Raw genomic sequence first — 1,228 nt, 5'->3', positions numbered from 1 at the left:
CTGCGCCCGATGACGGTCCAGCGCGCCGGGCGCGGCGTATCGAGCGCCGAAGATCTGTTGCGCGGCTTCGCCATTCCGGTGGGGACGCGGCTTTGACGCGATTTGCGCTGACCGTCGAGTTCGATGGGCGGCCCTTCATGGGCTGGCAGCGACAATCGCACGGCCCCAGCGTCCAACAGGCACTGGAGGATGCCGTCCACGCCGTCACCGGCGAACGAACCGCCGTGCATGCGGCGGGTCGAACCGATGCGGGGGTGCACGGGCTGGCGATGCGCGCCCATGTCGATATCGAAAAGCCTATCGCGCCCTTTCGCCTGATGGAGGCGCTCAATGCGCGGGTACGCCCGGCCCCCGTCGCGGTGCTGGATTGCGTCGAGGTCGCACCCGACTGGCATGCACGCTTTTCGTGCATCCGGCGATCCTATGAGTATCGCATCGTCAATCGCCGCGCGCCGCTGACTCAGGAAGCCGGACTGGCGTGGCAGGTGCCGCAGATGCTCGACGAAGTCGCCATGGCGGACGCGGCCGAACGGCTGGTCGGGCGGCACGACTTTACGACCTTCCGTTCGGTCCATTGCCAGGCGGATAGTCCGGTGCGGACGCTGGACCTGCTATCGGTCGAGCGAAGTGGGGATAGACTGTTCATCCGGGCCGCGGCGCGCTCGTTCCTGCATCACCAGGTACGCTCGATGGTCGGTTGCCTCGCCCTGGTCGGCATGGGTCGCTGGTCGCCCGACGATGTTGAGGCGGCGCTCAATGCCCGCGACCGCGCGCAGCTGGGGCTGAACGCGCCGTCGGACGGGCTGTTCTTCGTGGCGGCGGATTACCCGGACGAAGGCTGACGCGAGAAGCGCGCGGCCAGCTCGACATGGGTCGACCAGCGGAACTGCCCCACCGGCTGCACCCAGTCGAGTTGCCACCCCTGATCGACCATCGCTTTGGCATCGCGTGCGAAGCTGGATGGGTTGCACGAGACATAGGCCACGGCCGCCACTTCGGCGCTGGCCAGCGCATCCGCCTGATCCCGCGCGCCGGCGCGCGGCGGATCGAGGACGATGGCGTCGAACCGATCCAGTTCCGCCTTGGTCAGCGGACGGCGATAGAGGTCGCGGTGCTCGGCGAAGACCATGCGCCCTGCGCCATTCGCCGCGCCCTTGAGCGACAATATCGCGTCGCGCGCGCCCTCGGCGGCATAGACCTTGCCCGGCAGCGCCAGCGCGAAGGTGCC

At 68.5% G+C, this 1,228-nt stretch carries 1 protein-coding gene and 2 pseudogenes; 2 read left to right on the top strand and 1 reads right to left on the bottom strand.

Going from position 1 to position 1,228, the window contains the following annotated elements; all coding sequences use genetic code 11:
• Window positions 1–96 (top strand): annotated as a pseudogene (locus U1700_RS14895) (methionyl-tRNA formyltransferase); the annotation flags it as partial.
• The gene (gene truA / locus U1700_RS14890) at window positions 93–842 is read left to right on the top strand and encodes a tRNA pseudouridine(38-40) synthase TruA (RefSeq protein WP_332753462.1); all 750 of its coding nucleotides are present in this window, start codon (window positions 93–95) and stop codon (window positions 840–842) included. The pseudogene U1700_RS14895 and the gene truA, both read left to right, overlap by 4 nt.
• Here truA and U1700_RS14885 read toward each other — a convergent pair.
• A pseudogene (locus U1700_RS14885) lies at window positions 824–1,228 on the bottom strand (class I SAM-dependent RNA methyltransferase); the annotation flags it as partial. The gene truA and the pseudogene U1700_RS14885 overlap by 19 nt on opposite strands.

Origin of the sequence: Sphingomonas sp. RB1R13, assembly GCF_036663775.1 — a bacterium.
Taxonomy (GTDB): domain Bacteria; phylum Pseudomonadota; class Alphaproteobacteria; order Sphingomonadales; family Sphingomonadaceae; genus Sphingomicrobium.
The sequence above is the reverse complement of the archived record's forward strand: the minus strand, read 5'-3'. Positions and strand labels throughout refer to the sequence as shown.